This is a genomic window from Pseudomonas sp. ICMP 561 (assembly GCF_002699985.1).
Taxonomy (GTDB): Bacteria; Pseudomonadota; Gammaproteobacteria; order Pseudomonadales; family Pseudomonadaceae; genus Aquipseudomonas; species Aquipseudomonas quasicaspiana.
Map to the genome: position 1 here is coordinate 139,192 of NZ_LKBT01000002.1, position 21,490 is coordinate 160,681.

Annotated in this window: 21 protein-coding genes; 15 read left to right on the plus strand and 6 right to left on the minus strand. The window is 51.2% G+C overall.

Annotated elements, in window-relative coordinates; all coding sequences use genetic code 11:
• Positions 1–64 precede the first annotated feature (64 nt).
• On the minus strand, positions 65–1,735 hold the full coding sequence (gene leuA / locus AO242_RS03070; protein WP_027902630.1) for a 2-isopropylmalate synthase: 1,671 nt from the start codon (positions 1,733–1,735) through the stop codon (positions 65–67).
• A 189-nt stretch (positions 1,736–1,924) separates the two neighbouring features.
• On the opposite strand from leuA, the gene AO242_RS29255 reads away from it, so the two are divergent.
• Complete coding sequence (locus AO242_RS29255; RefSeq protein ID WP_141562180.1) at positions 1,925–2,134, plus strand: hypothetical protein; 210 nt, start codon at positions 1,925–1,927, stop codon at positions 2,132–2,134.
• On the opposite strand, the gene AO242_RS03080 is transcribed toward AO242_RS29255, so the two are convergent.
• Entirely contained in the window at positions 2,125–2,961 is an 837-nt protein-coding gene (locus AO242_RS03080; RefSeq protein WP_099267620.1) for a peptidoglycan DD-metalloendopeptidase family protein, read from the minus strand. The genes AO242_RS29255 and AO242_RS03080 overlap by 10 nt on opposite strands.
• A gap of 6 nt (positions 2,962–2,967) precedes the next feature.
• A complete protein-coding gene (gene xseA, locus AO242_RS03085; protein ID WP_164581793.1) occupies positions 2,968–4,347 on the minus strand; it encodes an exodeoxyribonuclease VII large subunit in 1,380 nt (459 codons plus the stop codon).
• A gap of 477 nt (positions 4,348–4,824) precedes the next feature.
• On the opposite strand from xseA, the gene AO242_RS03090 reads away from it, so the two are divergent.
• The 3 genes from AO242_RS03090 to guaA all read left to right on the plus strand — a co-directional run bounded on the left by AO242_RS03090 (position 4,825) and on the right by guaA (position 8,644).
• Positions 4,825–5,373: a sugar ABC transporter ATPase gene (locus tag AO242_RS03090; RefSeq protein ID WP_099267621.1), complete on the plus strand. Its 549-nt coding sequence runs from the start codon at positions 4,825–4,827 to the stop codon at positions 5,371–5,373.
• A gap of 94 nt (positions 5,374–5,467) precedes the next feature.
• Positions 5,468–6,937: an IMP dehydrogenase gene (gene guaB, locus AO242_RS03095; RefSeq protein WP_099267622.1), complete on the plus strand. Its 1,470-nt coding sequence runs from the start codon at positions 5,468–5,470 to the stop codon at positions 6,935–6,937.
• 129 nt (positions 6,938–7,066) lie between these two features.
• Entirely contained in the window at positions 7,067–8,644 is a 1,578-nt protein-coding gene (gene guaA, locus AO242_RS03100) for a glutamine-hydrolyzing GMP synthase (RefSeq protein ID WP_099267623.1), read from the plus strand.
• A 453-nt stretch (positions 8,645–9,097) separates the two neighbouring features.
• On the opposite strand, the gene AO242_RS03105 is transcribed toward guaA, so the two are convergent.
• Positions 9,098–9,466 (minus strand): hypothetical protein, encoded by a 369-nt coding sequence (locus AO242_RS03105; RefSeq protein WP_099267624.1) that lies wholly within the window; start codon positions 9,464–9,466, stop codon positions 9,098–9,100.
• Between the two features lie 369 nt (positions 9,467–9,835).
• Here AO242_RS03105 and AO242_RS03110 point away from each other — a divergent pair, with 369 nt between their 5' ends.
• From AO242_RS03110 to AO242_RS03155, 10 genes are all read left to right on the plus strand, one after another.
• Positions 9,836–11,956 carry an alpha/beta hydrolase domain-containing protein gene (locus AO242_RS03110; protein ID WP_099267625.1) on the plus strand — a complete coding sequence of 707 codons (2,121 nt, stop codon included), beginning with the start codon at positions 9,836–9,838 and terminating at the stop codon, positions 11,954–11,956.
• A gap of 220 nt (positions 11,957–12,176) precedes the next feature.
• Positions 12,177–13,040 carry a hypothetical protein gene (locus tag AO242_RS03115; RefSeq protein ID WP_176560561.1) on the plus strand — a complete coding sequence of 288 codons (864 nt, stop codon included), beginning with the start codon at positions 12,177–12,179 and terminating at the stop codon, positions 13,038–13,040.
• 106 nt (positions 13,041–13,146) lie between these two features.
• Positions 13,147–13,716 carry an imm11 family protein gene (locus AO242_RS29360; RefSeq protein WP_176560562.1) on the plus strand — a complete coding sequence of 190 codons (570 nt, stop codon included), beginning with the start codon at positions 13,147–13,149 and terminating at the stop codon, positions 13,714–13,716.
• Positions 13,717–13,874: 158 nt separating this feature from the next.
• Entirely contained in the window at positions 13,875–14,309 is a 435-nt protein-coding gene (locus tag AO242_RS03125; protein WP_099267626.1) for a hypothetical protein, read from the plus strand.
• A gap of 27 nt (positions 14,310–14,336) precedes the next feature.
• Positions 14,337–14,930: an imm11 family protein gene (locus AO242_RS03130; RefSeq protein ID WP_099267627.1), complete on the plus strand. Its 594-nt coding sequence runs from the start codon at positions 14,337–14,339 to the stop codon at positions 14,928–14,930.
• A 60-nt stretch (positions 14,931–14,990) separates the two neighbouring features.
• A complete protein-coding gene (locus AO242_RS03135) occupies positions 14,991–15,785 on the plus strand; it encodes a hypothetical protein (RefSeq protein ID WP_099267628.1) in 795 nt (264 codons plus the stop codon).
• A 44-nt stretch (positions 15,786–15,829) separates the two neighbouring features.
• Positions 15,830–16,273, plus strand: coding sequence for an Imm26 family immunity protein (locus tag AO242_RS03140; RefSeq protein WP_099267629.1), 444 nt, complete (start codon positions 15,830–15,832; stop codon positions 16,271–16,273).
• A 33-nt stretch (positions 16,274–16,306) separates the two neighbouring features.
• The gene (locus AO242_RS03145) at positions 16,307–16,831 is read left to right on the plus strand and encodes an SMI1/KNR4 family protein (protein ID WP_099267630.1); all 525 of its coding nucleotides are present in this window, start codon (positions 16,307–16,309) and stop codon (positions 16,829–16,831) included.
• Between the two features lie 3 nt (positions 16,832–16,834).
• Entirely contained in the window at positions 16,835–17,146 is a 312-nt protein-coding gene (locus AO242_RS03150) for a hypothetical protein (protein WP_099267631.1), read from the plus strand.
• Positions 17,147–17,365: 219 nt separating this feature from the next.
• On the plus strand, positions 17,366–17,983 hold the full coding sequence (locus AO242_RS03155; RefSeq protein ID WP_099267632.1) for a hypothetical protein: 618 nt from the start codon (positions 17,366–17,368) through the stop codon (positions 17,981–17,983).
• A gap of 169 nt (positions 17,984–18,152) precedes the next feature.
• Here the strand turns inward: AO242_RS03155 and AO242_RS03160 are convergent, their stop codons facing one another.
• Positions 18,153–18,998 carry a toxin gene (locus AO242_RS03160; protein WP_099267633.1) on the minus strand — a complete coding sequence of 282 codons (846 nt, stop codon included), beginning with the start codon at positions 18,996–18,998 and terminating at the stop codon, positions 18,153–18,155.
• A gap of 235 nt (positions 18,999–19,233) precedes the next feature.
• Positions 19,234–20,253 (minus strand): hypothetical protein, encoded by a 1,020-nt coding sequence (locus AO242_RS03165; RefSeq protein ID WP_257153364.1) that lies wholly within the window; start codon positions 20,251–20,253, stop codon positions 19,234–19,236.
• A gap of 395 nt (positions 20,254–20,648) precedes the next feature.
• On the opposite strand from AO242_RS03165, the gene AO242_RS03170 reads away from it, so the two are divergent.
• On the plus strand, positions 20,649–21,488 hold the full coding sequence (locus AO242_RS03170) for a TauD/TfdA dioxygenase family protein (RefSeq protein WP_099267635.1): 840 nt from the start codon (positions 20,649–20,651) through the stop codon (positions 21,486–21,488).
• Positions 21,489–21,490 lie beyond the last annotated feature (2 nt).

Consider the following 21,490-nt stretch of genomic DNA (forward strand, 5'->3'; position numbering starts at 1 on the left):
ATATCTCTCAACCAGAAGTTGTACTTAACCTCTTGGCGGCGGTTGCCGCCAAAAGGTGTAGCGCTTATGCAGCCTTGGCTTCTGCCTGGCTCAGCGAACGGTTCAGTGCACTGAAAAGCGCCTTGAAGCTCGCCGTGGTGATGTTCTCGTCAACACCCACGCCGTGGACCGCACGATCGCCGTTCACGCGCAGCTCGATGTAGGCAGCGGCTTTGGCCGTGGTGCCTGCGCCGATGGCGTGCTCGTTGTAATCCATGATTTCCACACCAATTGGCAGGCTCGAGACGAGGGCTTCCAGCGCACCGTTGCCTTTGCCTTTCCAGCGCTGGGTTTCGTCGTTGACGCTGACTTCGGCGTCCACGGCGCTGGTGTTGTTCTCTTCCTGCAAGCGATGGCTGATCAGCGCGTAAGGCTTGTTGGCCTGCAGGTATTCACGTTTGAACAACGCGTAGATCTGTTGGGCACTCATTTCCAGGCCCAGACGATCGGTTTCGCCCTGAACCACCTGGCTGAATTCGATCTGCATGCGGCGGGGCAGGGAGATGCCGTATTCCTGTTCCAGCAAATAAGTGATACCGCCTTTGCCGGACTGGCTGTTGACGCGGATCACCGCCTCATAGCTGCGGCCGATATCAGCCGGGTCGATCGGCAAATAAGGCACTTCCCACAGCGCATCGTCTTTCTGCTGGGCGAAGCCTTTGCGGATTGCGTCCTGGTGGGAGCCGGAGAATGCGGTGTGCACCAGATCGCCTACGTACGGTGCACGCGGGTGAACCGGAATCTGATTGCACTCCTCGACGACTTTACGAACCCCGTCGATATCGGAGAAGTCCAGTTGCGGGTCCAGACCCTGGGTGTACATGTTCAATGCCACGGTCACCAGGTCCACGTTGCCGGTGCGCTCGCCGTTACCGAACAGGCAGCCTTCAACGCGATCTGCGCCCGCCATCAGGCCCAGTTCGGTAGCGGCAATGCCAGTACCACGGTCATTGTGGGTGTGCAGGCTGATGATCACGCTGTCGCGACGAGTGATGTTGCGGCAGAACCACTCGATCTGATCGGCATAGATGTTCGGGGTAGCGACTTCAACCGTGGCAGGCAGGTTGAGGATGACCTTGTTCTCAGGCGTCGCGTTCCAGACTTCGATGACCGCGTCGCAGACTTCCTTGGCGAACTCCAGCTCGGTGGCGCTGAAGGTTTCCGGAGAGTACTCGAAGGTCCACTGGGTTTCCGGCTGTTCAGCTGCATATTTAACGAAGAGCTTGGCAGCGCTGACTGCGATTTCTTTCACGCCAGCCTTGTCCTGATTGAAGACAATGCGGCGGAACGACGGGCTGGTAGCGTTATACAGGTGAACAATGGCCTTCTTCGCGCCGCGCAGGGATTCGAATGTGCGGGCAATCAGGTCTTCACGACCTTGGGTCAGCACCTGAATAGTGGTGTCGTCCGGGATATGGCCGTCTTCGATCAGGGTGCGCACGAAGTCAAAGTCTGTTTGCGAAGCTGCAGGGAACGACGCTTCGATTTCCTTGACGCCGACGTTGACCAGAGTCTTCCAGAAACGCAGCTTTTTGACTGCATCCATTGGCTCGATCAACGACTGGTTGCCGTCACGAAGGTCCGAGCTGCACCAGATCGGCGCCGCGGTGATGGTCTTGGAAGGCCAGGTGCGGTCAGGCAAATCAATGGTCGGGAAAGCACGGTACTTCTTCGAGGGATCTTTGAGCATTGGCATTGGAGCGAATCCTTTGGGGTACTTATTTTGTATGGGCCGGGAGAAGGCGGCCAACCGATAAAGCGAAAGGCGGGGTGAGGCACATCGATCTAGCCTGGCAGTCGCGCACTGACCAGGCTGAGACAGCGATGTTGCCGCAACAAAATGAGGGTTTGAGAGGTTTTCATAAGGCCAACCGTACCCATTGGGGTGAAAGTTGGCAAGCAGTTGAAAAAAATTGAGAGAAGTTCTCTGGAATTGGTTTTTAGTGGTTATTTATGGCTTGAATCTTTAGTGAATAAATTATTTATTGCGCGAGTTCGTTTCCTTGCAGGAGCTGCCGCAGGCTGCGAAGCGATGGCGCAGGCAAAATCGCTTCGCAGCCTGCGGCAGCTCCTACAAAAAACTTTTTACGGCTGAAACGCACCGATGAATATCGCCGGATCGACCCGCGCATCATTCAGGCTGACGTTCCAGTGCATGTGCGGACCTGTGGCCCGACCGGTGGAGCCAACGCGACCTACCACGCCGCCACGTGGCACGGCATCGCCGACTTTCACGTCGATCTTCGACATGTGGCAGAACATGCTGATAAAGCCCTGACCGTGGTCGACGAATACCGTATTGCCGTTGAAGAAGTAATTACCGGTCAGGATCACTTTGCCTGCCGCCGGAGCTTTGATCGGAGTCCCCGCCGGAACAGCGAAGTCCAGCCCTGAATGAGGATTGCGCTCTTCGCCATTAAAGAAGCGGCGCACACCGAACTTGCTGGAAAGAGGGCCTGCCACGGGTTTGTCCAGCGCCAGATTGCTCGGCGTACCGGGGCTGAAGCTGCGATAGGCCTTGAGCTGCTCAGCCAGTTCGCCATCAATGCGTTTCAGGTCATCCGGGTTGGGATTGACCTGACGCTGATTTTTCAAGGTGATGCGTTGCTCCGGGTACTTCTTGTTGCCGACGACAAAGTTCAGGGTGCGATTGCCGCTGGCATCTTTTGCTATCAGTTTCTGCGCGCCTGGTTTAACCGTCAGAGGCACGCCAACAATCGCCAGCCAGCGAACGCCTTGTTCCTTGACCACCAGCACCGGTTTGCCGTCGTACGTGGCGGTTGGTGCCTGCGCGGCATTGCCCAGATCAACCACTGCCACGCCTCCGGGCACCGGCTTGTTCAGCAGTCGGGTGATGTAACTGTCAGCGTGGGCGGGCAGGCACAGGCAAAGAGCGAACAAGGGAGCGAGAAAACGCAGCATCAATAATCAATCCAGAAGAGAAAGGGTGACAGGCGTCAGGTGATTGTCTTCGACCCGCACTTGCAGCTCGCCTTCGCCAAGTCGGGCGGTCAGACGCTGGCCGGTGCGGGTTTGTGCCGCGTTGCGAATCGCATGACCGCGCTCGTCGAGCAAAATGCTGTAACCCCGACCTAGCGTCGCCAGCGGGCTGACCACTTGCAGGGTTTGTACCTGGGTTTGCAATTGCAGACGGCGGGTTTTCAGCGTGTCACGCATGGCTTTCGGCAGGCGCTCAGCCAGCACGTCCAGCCGCTGGCGCAGAAATGCCAGTGTTCGGCCGGGATGCTGCGCCGCGAGACGGCTTTCCAGATGAGCGAGCCTGACTTGCCGCTTGTGCGTTTGCTGCTCGAAGGCCCGGCGCATGCGCATGTCCAGATCATCCAGACGTTGTGCTTGCTGACGCAGACGTTCGCCGGGATGCCGCAAACGACGGGAGACGCCTTCCAGACGCAGTCGCTCACGCATGAGCTTGTCTTTTATGCGGCTGACCAGTCGACGATGCAGGTTGTCGACCCGGCGATGCAGGTCGCTGGAGTCGGGGGCCAGCAGTTCAGCGGCAGCGGAAGGCGTGGGTGCGCGAACGTCCGCTACAAAGTCACTGATGGACACATCGGTTTCGTGGCCGACGGCGCTGACGATGGGCGTTACACAGGCGTCGATGGCGCGTGCTACTGCTTCTTCGTTAAAGCACCACAGGTCCTCCAGAGAACCGCCGCCGCGGGCGAGGATCAGCGCATCGAAACCGCGTGAATCCGCCAGCTTTAAAGCACGGACAATCTGGTTGATGGCTTCGCGGCCCTGGACTGCGGTGGGGATCAGGGTCAGCTCCACCTGAGGCGCACGACGCCGGAAGACGCTGATGATGTCGCGGATCACCGCGCCGGTCGGTGAACTGATAATGCCGATGCGCTGCGGATGAAGGGGCAGGGCGACTTTGCGCTCGGCGCTGAACAGTCCTTCGGCGCTGAGTTTTTCTTTCAAAGCGTCGAAAGCCAGCCGCAATGCGCCGTCACCCGCAGGCTCTACGGTATCGAGAATCAACTGATAGTCGCCGCGACCTTCAAACAGTGAAACCTTGCCGCGTACCTTGACCTGCAAGCCGTCCTTCAGCGCCTGACGAACCCGTGCGGCGCTTTGCCGGAACAGTGCACAACGCACCTGAGCCCCGGAGTCCTTCAAGGTGAAGTACACGTGACCGGATGCCGGGCGCGAAAGGTTGGAGATTTCCCCTTCAACCCAGATATTGCTGAACACATCCTCCAGCAACACCCGGGCACGGCCGTTGAGCTGGCTGACAGTAAGGACTTCCCGGTCGAGGCCGAGTCTAGCGAAGGGGTCTTTGATCATGGTGGGCATGATAAAGGCAATGCGCAGCAAGCGCACGACGGGAAATACATGTCTGCCTGATACGCCGCCATCGCGGCCTTGCGGAGCTCGTGCGCCCCCCGTTCTGTAGGAGCGCACGAGCACCGCGAGGCCGCGATGGCGTCAGTTCAGGCGATAGATTCGTGGACCAGGAACCGAATTCGCGAGCAAGCTCACTTCATCAAAGAACATATAATTATCTGAATTCATACAGAACCGGTGGGACCGAATTTATTCGGGAAGAGGCCATTACATTCGCCGCATTTTTGTCGTCAGGAATGCCTCCTACCCGGATAAAGTGGAGCGCCACCCCGGCCGTTCCACATGTCCTCTGTTTGCCACGAGACAGCGTGGAGCCTGGAACATCTGGGCAGCGCCTACAGGTCCATGACACCGACTTGACCTGAGCCACTGGGGTATTAAGCTGCCAACCCTCAAACACATCAGCCAAAGATCGCCATGAACAGCCAAAGCATTATTGTCCCGCAGATTTCCGGTTTTCCCGGCCGTGAAGCCCGGGCGCGTCTGATTCTGCGCTGGCTGGTCAAGCTCAATGTCGTCGAGCCGGAGCTGACCACTTGCGGGCGCACCTATAACAAAATGGCCTACGCCATTGCGCCCGGCGCCCGTGCAGTCGTCGAAAACCCTGATGCTCTGCCATTCGGTCAGCCGGTCAATGGTCTGGAAATCGTCACCAAGCGCTGCATCTATACCCCGCTCAAGGATTTCGCTGAAGAGGCCGGCTGCCCGGAGTGCCGCAAGGAAATCGGTGAAGCGCTGTTCGACAGTCTTGAGGACTGGATGCCAGGCCACACCGATAACTTCATTTGCCCGGAATGCCGTCATGAAGACGACATTAATGGCTTTCTTTTTCTGCAGCCGTGCGGGTTTTCTAACCTGGGCTTCATCTTTAATGACTGGCTCGACGCGCCCTTCAAACAGAGCTTTCTGGACGACTTCGCCGAACGTCTGGATCGTCCCGTTTCTTTCGTCAAAGTGCGTCTATAACGCTCTGTGATAATTGCCTAAGGTTTACATTGAGCCGACGGGGCTGTCTGGGTATAATGGCGCGCTTCCAATTTCCCGCTCGGGAGCCCCCGCGATGCTGCGTATCAGCCAAGAAGCACTTACTTTCGACGACATTCTCCTTGTGCCCGGATATTCCGAGGTACTTCCTAACGAAGTCAGTCTGAAAACCCGTTTGACCCGTGGCATCGAATTGAACATTCCGCTGGTCTCCGCTGCCATGGATACCGTGACTGAAGCCCGTCTGGCAATTGCCATGGCTCAGGAAGGCGGTATCGGTGTTATCCACAAGAACATGACCATCGAGCAGCAAGCTGCCGAAGTCCGCAAGGTCAAGAAGTTCGAAGCCGGTGTCGTGAAAGACCCGATCACCATCCAGGCTGACGCCACGGTTCGTGACCTGTTCGAACTGACCCGTCTGCACAACATCTCAGGCGTACCTGTCCTGCACAATGGCGACCTGGTCGGCATCGTGACCTCCCGCGACGTACGCTTTGAAAATCGTCTGGACGTTCCTGTTCGTGAAGTGATGACGCCTAAAGAGCGTCTGGTCACTGTTCGCGAAGGCGCTGACAAGAACGAAGTGCGCGAACTGCTGCACAAGCACCGTCTGGAAAAAGTCCTGATCGTCGACGCCAATTTCGCGCTCAAGGGCATGATGACCGTCAAGGACATCGAAAAAGCCAAGGCTTATCCGCTGGCCAGCAAGGACGACCAGGGTCGTCTGCGCGTTGGCGCGGCGGTCGGCACCGGCAAAGACACCGGCGAGCGTGTGACTGCATTGGTTGCAGCGGGCGTTGACGTAGTGGTTGTCGACACCGCTCACGGTCACTCCAAAGGTGTGATCGATCGCGTTCGCTGGGTCAAAGAGAACTTCCCGGAAGTGCAGGTCATCGGCGGCAACATCGCCACTGGCGCTGCTGCCAAGGCACTGGTTGCCGCTGGCGCTGACGCAGTCAAGGTCGGTATCGGCCCGGGCTCGATCTGCACCACGCGTATCGTTGCCGGTGTCGGCGTGCCGCAAATCAGCGCCATCGCCAACGTATGTGCTGCCCTTGAGGGCACTGGCGTTCCATTGATCGCCGACGGCGGTATCCGTTTCTCCGGTGACCTGTCCAAGGCCATCGTGGCCGGTGCTTCCTGCGTGATGATGGGCTCGATGTTTGCCGGTACTGAAGAAGCGCCAGGCGAAATCGAACTGTTCCAGGGTCGCTCCTACAAGGCTTACCGCGGTATGGGTTCGCTGGGCGCCATGTCTCAGGCTCAGGGCTCGTCCGACCGTTACTTCCAGGATTCGTCCGAAGGTGCCGAGAAGCTGGTGCCGGAAGGTATTGAAGGCCGTGTTGCCTACAAGGGCTCGCTCGCTGCAATCATCCATCAATTGATGGGCGGCCTGCGTTCTTCCATGGGTTACACCGGCAGCGCTGACATCGAAGAGATGCGTACCAAGCCTGAATTCGTGCGTATCACCGGTGCCGGTATGGCTGAATCCCACGTCCATGACGTGCAGATCACCAAGGAAGCGCCGAACTATAGGGTCGGCTAAAGCCGACCAGCTATAAGCTCCAAGCTTCTAGCTGCAAGCGATGGCTGTGGTGACACAGCCATCGCATACATCCCGATTAGCTTGCAGCTTGCGGCTTGAAGCTCGCAGCTGCTCTTCAGAGCCTTTTCCATGTCCCTCGACATTCACGCCCACCGTATCCTGATCCTCGACTTCGGTTCCCAGTACACCCAGTTGATCGCCCGTCGCGTGCGTGAAATCGGCGTTTACTGCGAACTGCACCCGTTCGACATGGACGACGAAGCGATTCGCGAATTCGCTCCAAAAGGCGTGATCCTCGCCGGCGGCCCCGAGTCCGTACACGAGGCCGACAGCCCGCGCTGCCCGCAAGCGGTATTTGACCTCGGCGTGCCGGTTTTCGGTATCTGCTACGGCATGCAGACCATGGCCGAGCAGTTGGGCGGCAAGGTTGCAGGTTCTGAGCTGCGCGAGTTCGGCTATGCCCGCGTTGACGTCGTCGGCAAAAGCCGTCTGCTCGATGGCATCGAAGACCATATCGACGCCGATGGCCTGTTTGGCCTCGACGTATGGATGAGTCACGGTGACAAGGTCACCAAGCTGCCTGAAGACTTCCACATTCTGGCCAGCACCCCGAGCTGCCCGATTGCCGGTATGGCTGACGACGCTCGTGGTTACTACGGCGTGCAGTTCCACCCGGAAGTGACCCACACCAAGCAAGGCGGTCGCATCCTGTCGCGCTTCATCCTCGACATCTGCGGCTGTGAAGCACTGTGGACCCCTTCGAAGATTGCTGAAGACGCTATCGCTCAGGTTCGCGCTCAGGTTGGTACTGACAACGTGTTGCTGGGCCTGTCCGGCGGCGTTGACTCCTCTGTTGTGGCTGCGTTGCTGCACAAGGCTATCGGCGACCAGTTGACCTGCGTATTCGTCGACAACGGCTTGCTGCGTCTGCATGAAGGCGAGCAGGTCATGGCCATGTTCGCCGAGAACATGGGCGTCAAGGTTATCCGCGCCAACGCTGAAGATCAGTTCCTGAACAATCTGGCTGGCGAAAGCGACCCGGAGAAGAAGCGCAAGATCATCGGCCGTACCTTCATCGACGTGTTCGATGCCGAATCCTGCAAGCTGGACAACATCAAGTACCTTGCCCAAGGCACCATCTACCCGGACGTGATCGAGTCGGCTGGCGCCAAGAGCGGCAAGGCTCACGTGATCAAGTCGCACCACAACGTGGGCGGCCTGCCGGAAGAAATGAACCTCAAGCTGGTCGAGCCACTGCGTGAACTGTTCAAGGACGAAGTGCGTCGCCTCGGCCTCGAACTGGGTCTGCCATACGACATGGTTTACCGTCACCCATTCCCGGGCCCGGGCCTCGGCGTGCGGATCCTCGGTGAAGTGAAAAAGGAATACGCCGACCTGCTGCGTCGCGCTGACCACATCTTCATCGAAGAACTGCGCAAAGCCGACTGGTACCACAAAGTCAGCCAAGCGTTCGTGGTATTCCAGCCAGTCAAATCGGTTGGCGTTGTAGGCGATGGCCGTCGTTACGCGTGGGTCGTTGCACTGCGCGCCGTAGAAACCATCGACTTCATGACTGCACGCTGGGCGCACCTGCCTTACGAGCTGCTTGAAACCGTCAGCGGCCGGATCATCAACGAGATCGAAGGCATTTCTCGTGTGACCTACGATGTGTCGAGCAAGCCACCGGCGACGATTGAGTGGGAGTGACCCCTACAGCGCTGCATGAAAAAACCGGCTTTTGCCGGTTTTTTTTGCTCGCGATAATGGCTTACTGTCGCTATTGAAAGAGCCGTATTGTGTTCGTAGCAGCGCTCTGTCGGTAGCTGGATATCATCAAGCACGGAAGGCCAGAATGAAAGTACTCACAGATGATGAAATTGGCGTTGCATACGCACGGGTAGTAATAAATTAATGATCTGAGCGGGCCTATTGATAATAGAGTGGGAGTAAGTTTTTTAGTAACTATCTGATTTTTTATGAAAAATAAGATTGGATAGCGATTTTACTGTTTCATCAATGGCGTTTTTCATGGTGTGGATGGTAGGTATCAGCAGTGAAGTGCCCCGATACCATGTTTGGCACTAGTGATGCCAGCATGGTGTCGAGAGTATTAATTCTGCAAATGTGGTTAAGAACTGAATGCCACTGTGCAATACTCTTTCAATCCTGCCTTGTAAATTTTGACAAAAAGTTTTGTGAGCGAACTTTGTATTCTTTATTAAGCAAGTTTAAAACATTCGTTAGGAACACATACAGATCCCCCTCGAAATAATCTTCAATGAAAGATGTTTCTTGCCCGAACGGAGGGTCTACATATTCCAGACCTTCCGGGGTTGTGTGATTTTTAATATATTTCTTTATTTGTGCTTTTAGGAAAAATACATTAAGCAGATTGCGTTCATCGATGTAGCTCTTAACTATTTGGTCTAGGCCCAAAGGCGTAAACTGCGCCTTCTCATCATCTGTCAGGAACTCTCCGACACCTTCTCCCAAATCATAAATGAAGTCAGTTATTAATCCGTATGCCATAACTCTAGTCTCATGTTTATGGAAAAAGCAGTTACTATGAAGTATGACATAATGTTGCACTCAAAAAAATTAATCACTGCATAAAATTTAGGTCAGAATACTAGCTGAATTTCAGCACGAATTACCAACCCGACCTGTGTTTAGGTTGGTCGAACGTTGAGAGGTAGTCATGAGGCTTGCCAGTTGAAAGGCGTATCTGATGGTAGGCGAGCAAGCATCAGTCATGATTGGAGTGTTATATTTCATGGTGTCTACATTGACTGTGCTAATCGCTACTTTCGACGGTCGATACCATGTCGACTTAGCAGGGAAGGGCATGGATCCATGACTGCCACGTTGATATAAAAAAATAAAAATTTGGGGGTACAGATGAATCGCCTATCTCATGCAGCAGCCTTCGCAACCGCCATGATGATCGTTGCAGCACCAGCCCAAGCCCGTATTACAAAACTGGAGATCCTGCGGACCGAACCCGCTTTCGGAGGCGAAAGCTTTGGGAAAGCCGGGGCTTACGAGCGCGTCTTTGCGCGCGCTTATGGTGAGTTAGACCCGGGAGCTTCGGGAAACAAGATTATTCAGGACATCGAACTTGCACCACGCAACAGCCGTGGAATGGTTGAATATACGACTGATGTTGCAATTCTGCGTCCCGCTGACGTGGCTAAATCGAATGACACTCTTCTGTTTGATGTGCCAAATCGAGGCTCCAAGCGGGCGATGTTATTGTTCAATGCTGATATGCGGGGTAACCCAGCAGCGGTCAACAACATCGAAGTCGCTGGGGACGGTTTTTTACAACGGCTGGGTACGACGGTGATCTCGTTTGCCTGGCAGGGCGACGTTGCCCCAGGTGACAACCGTATGATGGTGCAATTGCCGACGGCCATAAATACTGATGGGTCGCCCGTAACAGGTGTGGTGCGCAGTGAATTGACCACGCTCTCACCGACCGTCAGCCTTAACCTGTCCGCAGGTTGGTTTACCTCCACGCCTCCTCATACAAGCTACAAAACTGTTGAAGCCGACAACACCAAAGTGCTCGCGAATGGCTTTCGCCCGACGTTGACGGTGCGTTCGCGGGCAAATGCGCCCAGGCAGGAGATTCCCGCGAGTGACTGGAGTTTTGGCGATTGCAAAACGCCGAACGAAACCCGGATATGCCTATCCGCTGGTTTTCAGCCTGGCAAGCTTTACGAGTTGATTTACCGGGCCAAGGAACCTGCGGTAATGGGTATTGGTTTTGCTATCGCGCGGGATGTCGGGGCGTTTTTCCAGCAGGCTGAGCATGACGATGCAGGTGTGCCCAACCCTGTAGTGCATGGGCAGAAGGTCAAGTCGATCATCACTGGCTCATCACAAGCTGGGCGATTCATCCGCAGCATGATCGCGCTGGGTTTCAACCGCAGCGAGGAAGGTCATCAGGTCTATGATGGTGCGATGCCGCATATTGGCGGCGGGCTCATGCCGCTCAACATCCGGTTTGCTCAGCCAGGTCGGGCTTGGGGCCAGCAGGTGGATCACGACTATCCTGCTTACGACTTTCCGTTTACCTATGGGCGGGAAACCGATCCAATTACCGGGCGCTCGCAAGGTTTGCTGGATCGCTGCACCGATAACAATACTTGCCCTCGGATATTCCACATGGCAACGGCCCTTGAGCTCTGGGAGGGGCGCCAGTCGCTTGGCCTTACCGATCCACTCGGCTTGCGCGATGCCCATGAGCCGGAAAACGTCCGCACTTTTATCATGGCAAGTACGCAGCATGCACCGCCGTCCTTGCCACTCCCGGTTAACCCACCCTTTGGACTTTGCCAGCTTCAATCAAATCCAAATCCACACATCTGGACAATGCGCGCAGCGTTCATCAACCTCGTTGGTTGGGTTCATGATGAGACGACGCCACCCGCTTCGATAAAACCTTCTGTGGCAAGCGGCACCCTCGTGCCGGCGGACAGAGTCAGTTTCCCGCTCATCCCCGCGACCAATTATGGTGGCGTTCCGCGTCCGGCGCTCCGCTACACCGGTGCTGTCAACAGCCTGCAGGTGCTTGATTTTGGTCCGGATTATCGTCCAGAAGATAGCTCTGGCATTCTCACCAGCGAGCCGCCGCAACCGGGTGTTGGCAGTTACGGCATCCTGGTGCCGCAAGTAGATTCAGACGGAATTGATGTGGCTGGCGTTCGGGATGTGTATCTGGGTGCCCCCATCGGGACTTACACGGGCTGGAACACCTTCCGGCCCGAGTTTTTTGATCGTGGCTTTTGCAACTTCCAAGGCAGCTTCCTCCCATTTGCCGCGACGAAGGAAGAGCGAATCGCGGCCGGAGATCCTCGCCTTTCCCTGGAGGAGCGCTACCCCACCAAGGAGGCTTATGTGTCTGCGGTGAGTAAAGCAGCTGACTCGCTGGTTGAAGCGCGGATGCTGCTTCCTGAAGACCGTGAGCGGCTTGTAAAGGAAGCACAGGAGAAAGGTGTGCGTACGGGGCCTTGAGAAGAGGTGATCATTCCTGACCTTGCCGCCTGACTGACCTCGACGCCAGGTCTAGGAAAAAAAGCCCTGAAGCCCGTGTAGTTGCGGGCTTCTGGCTTTTTGGATCGGCAAATGCGACAAGCACGCAACACGTTTGACGGCGAGGGGCTCATTGGCTTGTGCTGCGCGGCGCTTGCAATAATACTTTACGGACAAAGCCTGCATTGGAGAAAAGGGGTGAGTGAAGATCATTGCCAACTATTTAAAGGCGCACCACTATCGGCTCTGCAACCTGCCGGAGGATATTATGAATAAAAAGCTGGAAAAAGCTGTAAAGGACTACTATCGCAGCTCTTCTTCAGGAGCCTTTAGGTATCCTGATTCAATGGATGTCCTGCTTGAAAATAATATGATTTTTCCAGCAGAAGAAATCGAACATGACGAATTGATAGAAAGACTTTTCCAGGAAAAGCAAAAAGCAACGAAAGAAAGCGTCGTCGAGTCTTTTCTCGTGGGGCTTGGGAAAGGCCAGCCAGAAAAAAGAGCTGCGATTTCGGCCTACGCTGTTGCGTTTAACTTTCCAATGCATACCTTCCAGTCGACTGAACATTTTCAGTGTAAAATCTGCGGTTTAATCAAGAAAAAAACAAGAAACTTTACTCTTTGGAATCTGGGTCGACACAGTTTAGGGGCGACTATTAACGGAAACCCTGAGCAGTTGTATTTTTCGTTACGAGAGCATAACAAAGCTCCTTCAGAAAAAGTTGAATCCATTGAGTTCTTACAAAAAATGTTAACGGTTATCAGGCAGTCGGACCCTGAAGAAAAGCCAGTGACACTGGAGAAAAAAATCAGAAATATACCTGGGTCCATGTTGAATAAGGAACTCTGCAGAGGGTTGCTGGATTTGTTAGGTCATATTGGAGTTTTGGAAAGCCCAGATCATAAAGGTTTGATTCACAAATGGACATATCTGGGGCTTGCACCGAGGAAGTCTCATTCAACAGATTGGAGTTATCCTGTGGATTTTTGGAAAGGCATATATGGGGTTAATGAGGAGGCGGTAGAGTTTTGGTTTGGTGATTATCTTAAGCGCTTTAGTTGAAAGATTCACTTAAGGCATGGCTGAGATTTTTGATGCTGTTTTCTAGCTTGGTCAAGTTTTGTATTTAGTTTATATTAGGTATTATTCTATTTGGAGGGTGGCGTGTATGGCTAAGATTTCCATTCTGAAAATATCTGACTCATACCCTGAAAGTTATTGGTTTAAAAGCAAGATTTTGACAGGTCAGGATCCGATCTCTTTGAAAACCGGGAATGAGATAACAGAGAAGTTGGTGATTGAGTTTGCGTTAACCTCAAAGGTCAGCATTGATAGAATTCTTAAATATGATTTTTTCTTTAGCGATGGACCTGATTTCATTAGCCCCAGATTTCATCAGCTACTATTGAAGGAAAATGTCTCGGGCGTTCAGTTTCTTGACGCAAACGTGTTTATAGCGGGCAAGAAATATGAAGGTTATAAAGTTTTCAATGTTACTTCAATGCATAGCGTATTCGATAAGGAAAAATCTAAAAGCAGGCCACTTTTAAGCTATCTGCCAGAGGGGCCTCAAACGTACACTGAGATTGTGCTGAGAGATGATGTTGACTTGGTCGTGGATGTTTTCAGATCCGAGGAAAGCTTTACGACGGTGTTGGTGTCTGATCGAGTACGAAAAGTGTGCGAGCTTAACAAGGTTCGTGGTTTACAGTTTATAGATCGGTTCTCCAGAGCCTGACGCCCAAGGTGCTCATGTATTCTATAAACATCCGATCCACCCTGTTGTTGGGTGTGTATTCGATGATGGTGACGAGTCCGGCCTGAAAAGCGCGTTCCAATAGAAACTAATAAAGGATTTGGGAGTCTCAAGCTTTCGGGCAGCGGTAGGTAAAGACAATGATATCTGACAAGTTGATAAGCTTTTTCAAGAGTCAAGGTTGGTGGTATGACGATGCCAGCGCAGATTATAAGGTAGAGCTGGAAAAGCTGGGTGTTGATCCGTCATCAGACTTCGCTCGGTTCTATCTGCATGTTGAGTACGGTCCGACGTTCATGCAGCATGGAAAGGAAATATATCAGGTATGTTGGTTTTCCAAAAATACCGATTTTGATCTTGCGTTGAAGAGCGCGCATGAAACCTTAGGGCTTCCACAGGTGTATGTACCACTGGATAGCTTCGAAGGTGAAAGCGGCTATTTTTATAATAGAAGCACTGGAGAGGTGCTTCGTATTTCTTTGGGAAATGAGCTTTTGGATTTTAGAGAAGGGCGGCTCAAGCCTCAATGGAAAAATTTTAACGATTTCCTGGAATTCTATTTTGAGCTGGCGTGATGGGCCCTTTGCTATGAGGATGTTGGCATGAAAGATTTATACATAGTCAGCTATAAACCTGACGGTGAGGGTGCACCCTATTTTTTTGATAGTAAATGGGCTCCTGACCTTCCAGCATTTCACTTCCCAAGTGAGAGTCCCGTAGAAAGCACCCTCAGTACGCGCTATCACGTAACGGCTGATACTCCAAGAATAACTGCCGATTGGTTGCCGGATCATTTTTTGGCATCTAAACGCTTTTTGGGAATTTGCGAACAGTTTGTCTGTTCGTATATAAGTCGCGCTGTTGATATTGATCTTCAAGGAGCGGCTTGTGGTGAAGCGTACTTTTTCTTTGTTCCTTCTGAAAGAATAAATGCAATGAACCCGGAAAAATCGGTGTTCACCCTTGATGAAAACCCCAAGATCGATGGTAGCAAATCAATCAGCCCTGTCTACGAGCGTATAGACAAATTGGAAGTGTCAGATGATGTGGAATCACACCTTTTCTACTTTAATGAAATAGCCGAGGTAGCATGCTCGACTGAGTTTCGTGATGAATGCATCAGAAAAAGCATTTCAGGCTTGAGCTTTAAAATGATAGACGAGCACTATCAGTACGCGCCATGGGATGATTTCTAAAACTATGAGTGTGCTGAAGAACATATTCTGGACGCCCACATCAACGCTGTAGGCAAATATATGAGTATAGGATTGGCTATTTACGGGGTGGATGATGTCAGCCCGGTTGCAGTGTTTGAAGTGGCCCAGCGGTTTTTTGAGAAGCTGAACTATCCTGTCACGGCAGCGGCATTTCATAAAAGAATCGCCCCAACAGCAGATGGAGAGATTCTAGACTTCGTAGAGGTGGAACCTGATGAGCTCAGAACAGCGCTGACTGTCGGGGAAGCAAACGATTTCAGAATATACAGTGAAGCAGGGGATAGTGACCCTTGGTTCAGCTCCTTCGGTTATACAACCGAAAGCTTCGGTAATTTTTTCTGCATAGACGCGCAGTCGGAAGAGTGCTTTGAAGCTGCTCAAGATAAATTCACCTGCTTTGTAGATGAGATAGCACAGCAGGTGAATTTCACGTACGCGATTATTTATAACGTAGAGAAAGTCTCGGACGCCGTGTGGTACGCTCGCGGCGACAACATGAAGACGTTATTTCCTTTTGAGAGTCCAGTCGCTTTTTCTCACGATACGCCTGGGTTGTATGAAGGTGAACGCACTTATGAAAAAACAAAGCTTAGAATGGTTTATCCGGTAAATTATTTAAATAAAAACCATATGTCGATATGGGTCGATAATACTCCTCTACCTGAATGGATCGCTATGAATCCGGAGCGGGGTACGTTGATGAGTATCTCCAAAAAAATACGCTGGACAGTGCCGGAGAGCGCTCTGCTGGAGGTGAATAAGTCTTGTGGGGCGTCAGGGGCTTTACTGGCCTGGATGCCAGAGAAGATAAAGAAAAGACCGAAGTTACCTTAGGTTCTGGATTTTACTGATTTGGTGACTAAAAATGGAGAGCGGTAGTGGTGAAATATAACTCAGGGGATGTCTTTCTGATTCCAGTCACCTCTGGAGGGTTCGCTGTTTGTCAAATAATATGCGCGTTCCGGGACCGCTTCAAAAGAGTGTTCTCTTTTGGGGTTTTGAGCGTGACTGATGATGACAGCAAGGTTGATCTACTGGACAACGAGTTTCTCTACTTCAAGAGTTCCAGGGGCGCCGAAAACCTTATATTTACTTCTGTTGAATATCTTAAAAAAGGAAAGTGGAGAATCGTGGGGAATATCCCGCTTAGCACCGAGAAAACGAAGCTGAAATATTTTAGAGATGCGGGCGCATTATATTTCGACGACGAATTTCTGGAGATGTTAGAGTTTCCCAGATACAAAGACTTCAATGTCTTGGGGGTGGCTGGGTATGAACTGGTTAACAGTTATCTAGAGCAGTTTTTTGATAAGCCTAAGTGAGAAGCCTAAAATCGACAAAGGGTTAATATAGATATGCCTATAGTTTATAAAAAAGGCTTGCAAAAAATTGACCTGGATTTTATAGAGTCAGAACTTAACAGATCCTTGTCGGCCGATTATAAGGTTTTTTTGACCAGAATGAACGGCTGTTATCTGTCAGCGCCTGACTACGCGCAGATACCTTTGACCGCTGTTGATGAAGGTGCAGTAAGTTTTGACAGGTTTTTCGGCTTGCTGCCGCTCGATGAATGTAATGATCTAATACAGTTCAATAACGAATTCGTCGGCGAGGTTGATTTTCTAAAAAACGCAGTGGTTATTGGTGAGGACGGCGGAGGGAATCCTTACGTGATGGTCGATGAGGGCGAGGGCGCTCGTGCCGGTATTTACTACTGGGATCGCAGTCATCTGCATGATTCCAACACGAACAACCATTTTGATATCCCTGAGGTAGCGGCCTGCGGAAACCTGTTTTTCATTGCTTCTGGTTTTAGTGAATTTTACAGGTTGATTCTGCAGTGCGTAGGGGCGTCACCAGAATTTTTAGAGGAGGTGTGATAGATGGACGCGAAGATCGCCGTTGAATTGGTTTGCGCAAGCCTGCTTGGAGAACACTCAATTCCGGTGAAGATTCGTACAAGAGATCGTGTAACTGAAGAAGAGGTTAATGAGCTGTTCTTGGCGATCGATTTTCTAATCAGGCATTACAGAGAGCAGGACGCGGTTCCCAAGAACCTGGCGCTTGCTTTTGTAGATATATATGCTGGATTCAGCGTTGCCGAAGGGTTCTATAGCGAGGATGAGATCAAGCGATATGAAGCTATCGGAATAACTCTTCAGGAAAAAGCATACGATTTATTCGAAGGGGTTTGAGAAATTATCTTAAGTGAAGCTAAGCGCGGGTCTTGGCCCCCACGTAGACGCCCATGTTGAATCCGTTAAGCGAGGTCTGAAATCGCAGAAGCATTGATGCTGCACCAAGCCAGGATTTCGTATTATGATCCGGAAATGGAACGATCTGTCGTGGAGGTTTAGCTCAAGACGTTCGTTGGTAAAGATGTTTAAAACATGTGCTTGATGCAGGAGTGATTCATGGGTAAGGAAAATCGTATTTTTTTTGAAGCCGAATTGCAAAAGGAGCTCAAACTTATCGAGTGCAAGGACTTGGTAGTTAAGGCAGTTAAAAGAGGTTTGAAATTTCGCTTTGAAAAGAAGCTTGTTGCGGAGTTTTATTTTCAGTATCTGATGAGCTCACACTCATTTATTCTGCTTGGGCGTGTCTTTGGAGGGCCCATTTTTGATGGTATGTCCAAAATAGAGGTGCCTTACAAAAGTAACCTGGGCAGTGAGGCGTGTTTCTCGTTTATTTCCTCAGCAAAACAAGATAAAAAATTTAGTCCCAACATTGACGGCGATATAGCTGTTCCTCGCCCTGAGCAGGCGAGTGACGTGTGTAAGTACATCCGTAACAGGCTGGAGGAGTACTATATCCCTTTGGTTGTCGGCTGTGTATTTCCGAAAGAACGTACTATTGACGATGTCTTATATTCGCCGAGAGACTATTCCTATCCTGCGGCATTTATTCATTGCGCGGTTGCCTGTGATCCGTCGATATTAAAATCTGGCATGAAGGAAAAACTGAAATCCAACAAGAAAATTATCAAAAATAAAGCTTTTGATCTTAAGCTTTTAGATTTCGACGTTTCGTAACGTTCGAGTTCCAGGCGCTCCCAGGACGTTACGACGCACCTGGCACCGCCAAGCCAACAGGCTGGCATCAGATTAAAAGTCGAACACATGACGAATTCACGGCTGAGCTGTTCAACGCCGCATCGGCAAGCCCGCATCCCTAACGAAATAGTAGTACGCACGTTTGGGTCTAGCGTTGAAGTAAATTGTTAATTTCTTCTTTGGTATGCGTATAATTTTTCTTTTGTGGGAAGAAATCGAAACGTTTTAGCGTCTTCGAATCTAGCAACGGCTGTAAGTCACCATCTTTGACTGCCCAGAATTTTACGGACTGAATTTTCTTAAGGTTTGGGATGAAATTGAGTGAGTCTAGTTCTGACGCAAAAAATGTTTCTAGCGAATTATTGCCTGAGAGAAACGAATAATCCCTTATGTTCTTGCATTTTTCTACGGAGAGTTTTTTCAGTTGTATCAGGTCGTTTAATTGGCTGATGTCAGCAAGTTTGGCACAGTGACTTATCTCAACATTGCCAAGAGTTTTACTTGCTTGTAAACCTTCGAATGACTCTAGATTGCCTCCACTGACCCTTAACGTTTCGAGTTCGGGCGCGAAAAGAAAGGTCAGGTCTTGATTTTTTATACCCGCGAGTAATAAGTCACTGACATTGCTAATATGTAAGCTTTCTATTTTATCGTGGACTTTCATAATGTATAGCGTTTTCAGCGAAGTAAGCTTTGAAAAGTCTAACGCATCTTTTAGATAAGAAACTGTTAACGCTTTTAAAGAGGAGCATGTATAAAGTGGTGAGAAATCAACCTTTTTAAGGTTGATGTCTTGCGAGATATTGAGGGTTTCTACTGATTCACTAGACGCGAGTGGACTCAAGTCCAGTGCGGTTGAACTGGCGACAGAGTTATCTCTCATGATTCTGATATTTCTATGGTCTTTTTTTTGTGCCTGCTTTAAACCCTCTAAAAAGAAACGTTCCGATATTTCAAATGCATCAATATTTTCGTTATAGAAGAATTTTTTCATTTTATATTTTTCCTCGCCCTTTAGAGGCTTTAAACTTCTTGTCTAGGTTATTGGCAAGTCTGTTGGCGTTTCTCTGTGTCTGAATGACGGCCGCATCATTATATTTTTTTGCTAGGCGATTTTTTTCTGGGTCATTGGGAAGCGCACCGGATCATAATACCGAAGCGTATTGTAGTGCGGTTGCATGTCAGATGGGTAGATCTTTACCGTCAGTTTTGTTTTTAAAGAACTGGTTTCAATATCCGGGATCAATATCTACACTTTCAATATCTACCACGAGCAGAGGATCAATCAACGGTGCCTCATTGACTCTGTGGACTGTAACTACTGCAAGCATGGGGCCAAACTCACCATCTATCGGATCAAATGCTCGGAGATGCACATTTAATTCAACAGATTCGCCTTCACCCAAAAGATCTATTTTTGGCCAGTTATTTTCTCGGCATAAAGGCCAATTAAGTAACTGCTCTCCGGGTACAACGCTTAGCTTTCTGATGTCATTTCGAATTTTATATAGTCCGCGAAGCTGAGGTTTTTTAGCACAAGGGATCAGGTTGACATCTGACCCAGATGAAAGGCCATATATATAATATTGCCAAGGTGTCATGCCCCAAACCAGGATAAGAACCCCCGCTTCGAATAAATCGTTCGCGATTTCAGTCTCGCAAAATTCTTTTTGTAAATCGATAATTGCAGTGCTGGACGCCTCCGTGATGATCGCATCCATTTTATCTAGATCGGCCAGGAAAAAGCCCAAGCGACTAGCTCCATCATATACCGGTCCCGCATGAAGTATGGGTGAGGGTGTGGAGTCAAGCTGTTTGTCAACGATCGCCGTTACATTTAATATTTCACTGTAGTGCAGTAGCGGCTTTATATGGTCGGGGACTTCACCCAGTGTTTCTAGAGGTCTATCCAGAAAAACCTTCAACTCTAGGGTGTAGTTTCCAGCAGGCATGGCTTCCAGGTCGAGGTTTATGCGCCTACCTTCCAAGTTAATAGAAGCGCCTTGAGAGTCAGCGTCCAAAGTGAACGTGACTTTTTTCTTTGAAACGAGTGTTGACTTAAATGTTTCACTGTACTTGACATTTTCTCGGCCTCGAGCCCAGCCAAAAATCACTTTGCGTTGCACTGTTGAGAATTCTGAGAAATCAAACTCACAGAGTCTTATGAGCTTCCCTCCAAAATCGAGCTCGCCACTCGCTATCACTCTACAATCATTAAGAGTTATATATTTTACGTGTTCGTTTGTCATTAACTGCATCCTCCCAAGATAAGTCTTTCTTTCGGATGATTTTTGCGTCTAGTGGCGATCTAGTATAGCCCCGACGTCGTTGTAACTATGCATGGAGCTGTGTTCAGTTGCAGCTGGTGGCCGCTGCCGTAATACAACGGGTTGAGGTGCTGACGGTGGGCGGTTGGCGTTGTCGTACTGGTAGTCAATCGCGGTGCCCTTGCCCTTGCCCTTGCCCTTGCCCTTGCCGTGGGTGTGAGTGCGGACTTGGCCCGGTCCATTGGGGCTTTCTGCATTTTTTGAGACCGCGAAATTTCATCCGATACCGACGAGCTGCGCAGTCTCCCCCGACAAGCCTATTGAGTTCCCATTTCTATAAGCGTACAGTCGTGTTCACTTATAGAGAGGAAGCCGTCATGACACCCAATAGAAGCGCTTCTCTGGCTCACGCGCCGATCAAACCGTTAATCGGCAGTCGTGTTCTCAATGGCAAGGATGATTTGCTGTCTGGCGGACTGGCCAGTGAAATACGCGATCTATTGGCCGAGCGTGGCGTGCTGGTTTTTCCGCAGGTCAGCTTCACTGATGCCGAGCAGATAGCGTTCACACAAACGCTTGGGGTTTTCTCGCCTGAGATCAGCGATGGTCAAGGCGTCACCAAGATCACTCTGGATGCGAAGGAAAACCCGGCCGGTGCCGAGTTTCTCAAAGGGTCACTGTATTGGCACATCGACGGCACGCGCAACGAGTCGCCGATTCTGGCTTCGTTGCTGTCTTGTAAGGTGACGGCGACGTGGGGTGGCAATACGGGTTTCTGTAATACCTACGCTGCTTACGAAGCGCTGTCCGAATCTGACAAGCAACGCTACGAGGAGATGCGGGTCATTCACGCGCCCTGGGCGTCGTTGCTGTATTACGAGCCGGAACCCAGTCTGAAGAAGCTGCAGGCGATGCAGGCCATTGGTGAGAAAGAACTACCGCTGGTATGGAAGCATCGCTCTGGGCGCAAGTCGTTGATTCTCGGCTGCACGGCGCTGCAGGTCACCGGCTTGAGTGTTGCGCAAAGCGCGCAAATTCTGGTTTGCCTTCGGGAGTGGGCGACTGCGGAGCCTTTCAGTTATAGCCATGAATGGCAGGTGGGGGATCTGGTGATCTGGGACAACACCGGCACCATGCATCGCGCGGAAGCTTACGATCCGGGCTGCTCACGCATGATGCATCGCACAAAACTGGAGGGTGAAGAGCCGTTCGAGTAACG